Below are 3,847 nucleotides of genomic sequence, written 5' to 3' on the forward strand. Positions count from 1 at the left end.
GGGGTGGGGGTGCGGTGGGCGGGGTGGGTGCGGGGGGCGCGGAGGGCTGGGCGTAGGGGGACGGGGCGGGGGCGGGGGGTGGTGCGGGTGAGGGGACGGGGGCGACGACGGTGGGGGCGGCGTGGATGTCGGGTTGGGGGGCGGGGGGTGCGAAGGGGGCCGGGGCGGGGGCCGGTGCCGGGGTGGGTGCGGCGACGGGGGCGGCGTAGGACTGGGGGGCCGTGGGCTGCGTGTGGGGCTGGGGTTCCGGTTCGGCGGAGGCGGGGGGTGCGAAGGGGGGCGGGGCGAAGGCGGGGGGCTGCTGCTGGGCCGGGACCTCTGCCGGTGCCTCCTCCTCCAGGACCTCTCCGCCGAAGTTGCGCAACAGGGCTTCCAGGCCGCCGTCGAAGCCCTGGCCCACGGCGGCGAAGCGCCAGCCGTCCTTGTAGTACAGATCGCCGACCATCACGGCACGCTCGGTGCTGAACTCGGAGCCGGTGAAGGAGTACCTGGCGACTTCTTCACCCCCGGCGACGATCCGCAGATACCCGGGCCCGGCCTGCGACATCTGCCCGGCGCCGTCGATGGTCGCGGTGAAGGAGAGCTTCCTGATCTGCTCGGGCACCCGGTCGAGCGTCACCCGGAACGACTCGGTGTCACCGGCCTGCGGACCGAGGAGCTGAAGGGACTCCTCGGGCGATTTCGGCTGGTTGAAGAAGATGAAGTACCGGTCGTCGGAAAGCGTCTCCTCGGCGTCCAGCCCGAAGCAACTGATGTCGAAGGTGAGTCCGGGACCTCCGATCCGCACCCCGATGTACAGATCCGTGCCCGCCGTGAGGTCACTGATACGCGCTTTGTGGCCACGCTGGAATTCCCTGGACATACCCGCTGACCGCCCCCCATCCCGTAGTTTTCGCCCTGCCGTTCACCGTGCCGCACCGGCACGGCCCGTCCGCGCGTACGGACTTGGCTGATTCCGTACGGTACGAGGCCGCGCCGCCCTCCCACCACCGCACGACGACGAATCGTGCGCGGAACCGCGCGACGACCACCGGGCGAAAGGGCACAAGTGGCGCGAAGGGCGCGGAGAGGGCACGACCGCCCGGGCGGGAGGAGAGGGTGCGGCGGCCAGGCTAACGGGTTCGGGGGGTGGGGCGGGGGGTTGGGGGCGGGGGTTGGGGGCGGGGAGGCGCAGGGGGTGGGGGCGGTGGGGTGGAAGCGGTGGGGTTGGAAGCGGTGGGGGCGGGTTAGGGCTTGGGGCGGGAGATCCTCGCGGACGGCCACCGGAAACGGGCGGGCTGCCTGCGGGGCGGACTGTCTACGGACGGGCTGCCCGCGGGCCTGCGTGCCTGCGGGCGGCCAACCTACGGGCGGCCAGCTGCGGACGGCCTGCCTACGGACGGCCAGCCCGCCCAACTCTCCTCGCGGACGCGGACAGCCCCCTCCCTCCCGGGGGGCGACCCCAATACCATCCTCTCCCACCCCCAACCCCCCACCCCACCAATCCCCCACGTCTGTGGATAACTCCGGGAAACCCGCACATCGCCTCACTCCTGACGGTGACGCCGATTCCCACTCCGCGCCGTTTCCGCGTGGCCGCTTGACAGGAATTCACCCGCCCCGCGCAGCCGGGTCCGCACCACTCGCCGCGTCTGCGGACCCGGGACGAGGCGGATCGCCGAGGGCCCCGAGGGCCGCGTCCCCGCCCGCAGGGCGCCGGCGTCGAGCCCGTCCCGTACCGCGAGGAGCGTCCCCAGCTCGTAACGGCTCAGCGCCTCCGCGCCGCCCAAGTGCACGACACCCGCGCCGTCGCCCACGGCGAGTTCGCACAGCGCCGCCGCCAGGTCCTCGACGTGCACCGGGCACCGGACGTCGTCTGTCCACAGCGCCCCCGGCCGTCCTGCGGCCAGCCCGTGAACGAGGCGCTCGTGCTCCGAGGGGTGGCCCGCGTCGCCGATGACGAGTGACGTACGGGCGACGACGGCGCCCGGCGCGAGGAGCCGCACCGCCGTTTCCGCCGCCGCCTTCGCCGCCCCGTACGGCGTCACGGGATCGGGCGCGTGGTGTTCCTCGTAGGCCGGAAGCGCACCGGAGAAGACGGCGTCGCTGGAGACATGGACAAGGCGGACACCGTGGCGCTCCGCCGCCTGTGCCAGCCGCCCCGCGCCCCCGGCGGTGACCGCCCAGTCGGCGCCGCCGCTGCTCGCATTGACGACGACGTGGGGCGCTGTCGCCTCGACGAGGCGGTCGATCGCCGCACCGTCGCGCAGGTCGAGCGCGTGCGCGACGACGCCCGGCACGGCGGGCGGCCGACCGCTGCGGTACGTCGCGTGCGTCTCGTACCCCTCGGCGACCGCGCGGCGCACGAGTACCGACCCGAGGAAACCACTGCCACCGACGACGAGAATGCGCATGCCGACACGGTAGGTGGCGTGGTGGGCGCGCGGAACGGCGCCCACCACGGCGCGCGCAGGTGGTACGGGACGGCGCGAGGAGGCGCACGCGACGGCGCCCGGGACGGGCTTCCGTACGGCGCGGTGCAGACGCCTCCTCCCCGCGCATGCCGCCCGCCCGTGTCCTCCCGCCCGCCCGCGTCCATCCGCCCGGCAGCTCCCGCCCCCTACCGGGCGGATCAGTCCGTCGTGTCCGGTGCCGCCGGGGTTTCCGGCAGGGCGTGAGGGAGGTTGCGGGCGGCGACGACGCCCTCAAGGAAGCCGCGCGCGCGTTCCGTGCGCGGGTAGGCGTCGAGCAGGGCCCAGAAGCGCGCGTCGTGGCCGGGGACGAGAAGGTGTGCGAGTTCGTGGAGGAGGACGTAGTCGATGACGTACTCGGGCATGCCCTGGAGGCGGTGCGACAGGCGGATGCTGCCCTCGGCCGGCGTGCAGGAGCCCCAGCGCGTGTTCTGGTTGGTGACCCAGCGGACCGTGTCGGGGCGGGCACGGCCGTCGAGGTACTGACGCGACAGGTGCGCGGCGCGCTCCGTCAGCTCGGTGTCGCCGGGCCTGCGTCTGCTCTCCTGCGCGGCGAGGCGGTCGAGCATCTTCGTCACCCAGCGTCGCTCCTCGGCTGCCGACATCCGCGCCGGGATGAGCACGATGGTGCGGTCGCCTTCGCGGTACGCGGAGACCGTGCGGCGCCTGCGGGCGCTGCGGCGCACCTCCACGGCGGTGCGCGCGGGCTGCGACTGTCCGGCGAGCGGCCGGACGCCGTCGCTCGCCCGGTTCAGGGGATCGGCGGACATTCCTCGACGTTACCCGCTCAGCGCGCCGGGCGTCCCGCCTCCGGACGTACCCCGCACCGCGCCCTCACACGCTTTGGACCCTCATCACAGCGCCCAGCCCCCGCGTTCATACGACGAACGCCATCATCTGTGGATAACTCCCGCCTCCCGATTTGCGCTCTCCTGCAGGATGGTCTCAGCGGTCACGGAGCGCGAACGATTCATGACTGACGGCTGATACGGGACAGCTCTGTCCCGGCACAGCCCGGCGACGACGCGGGACGAGGACGAGAGAGGTGTGAGGCGCGATGGTGCGTGCGGTGGCAGGAGCGGCGTCCGCTACGGGTGCGGTCTCCGGTACGGGTGCCGTCTCCGGTACGGGTGCGAGCACGGCGGCAGATACGGGCGTGGGGCGGGCGCGCCCCTACGTCGCGGCGGGTGGCAGCGGCCGGGAAGCGGGACGGCGGCGGGGCCTCGGTCTGGGACGGCAGGGCACGGGGCGGCACCGGGCGGTCGCGCCTCCCGCCACGGCGGGGCGGGAGGCGGCGGCAGCGGTGGCGGCGGCCGGGGCGCTCCAGGGTGCGGGGACGGTACGCGCCGATGCCGCGGTACGGAGTGGGACGTCGGTAGGCGTCGGCGCGGCGGCAG

The 3,847-nt window shown here is 74.3% G+C and carries 3 protein-coding genes and 1 pseudogene; 1 reads left to right on the plus strand and 3 read right to left on the minus strand.

What is annotated here, in order from left to right:
* The 3 genes from G3I42_RS15940 to G3I42_RS15950 form a co-directional block, all read right to left on the minus strand.
* Positions 1-862 (minus strand): TerD family protein (locus G3I42_RS15940; RefSeq protein ID WP_164286526.1); only part of this gene is annotated, 862 nt, incomplete at its 3' end.
* Positions 863-1,526: 664 nt separating this feature from the next.
* Positions 1,527-2,393 (minus strand): sugar nucleotide-binding protein, encoded by an 867-nt coding sequence (locus G3I42_RS15945; RefSeq protein ID WP_164286528.1) that lies wholly within the window; start codon positions 2,391-2,393, stop codon positions 1,527-1,529.
* Positions 2,394-2,611: 218 nt separating this feature from the next.
* Positions 2,612-3,220 carry a M48 family metallopeptidase gene (locus G3I42_RS15950; RefSeq protein ID WP_164286530.1) on the minus strand — a complete coding sequence of 203 codons (609 nt, stop codon included), beginning with the start codon at positions 3,218-3,220 and terminating at the stop codon, positions 2,612-2,614.
* 299 nt (positions 3,221-3,519) lie between these two features.
* Here G3I42_RS15950 and G3I42_RS36990 point away from each other — a divergent pair.
* Positions 3,520-3,847 (plus strand): annotated as a pseudogene (locus G3I42_RS36990) (hypothetical protein); the annotation flags it as partial.

Origin of the sequence: Streptomyces sp. SID11385, assembly GCF_010548245.1 — a bacterium.
Lineage (GTDB): Bacteria > Actinomycetota > Actinomycetes > Streptomycetales > Streptomycetaceae > Streptomyces.

What these genes read in the sequence shown, in the direction of transcription:
- G3I42_RS15950 (WP_164286530.1), bottom strand. Translation starts at nt 3,220, where the DNA reads ATGTCCGCCGATCCCCTGAACCGGGCGAGCGACGGCGTCCGGCCGCTC.
- G3I42_RS15945 (WP_164286528.1), bottom strand. Translation starts at nt 2,393, where the DNA reads ATGCGCATTCTCGTCGTCGGTGGCAGTGGTTTCCTCGGGTCGGTACTC.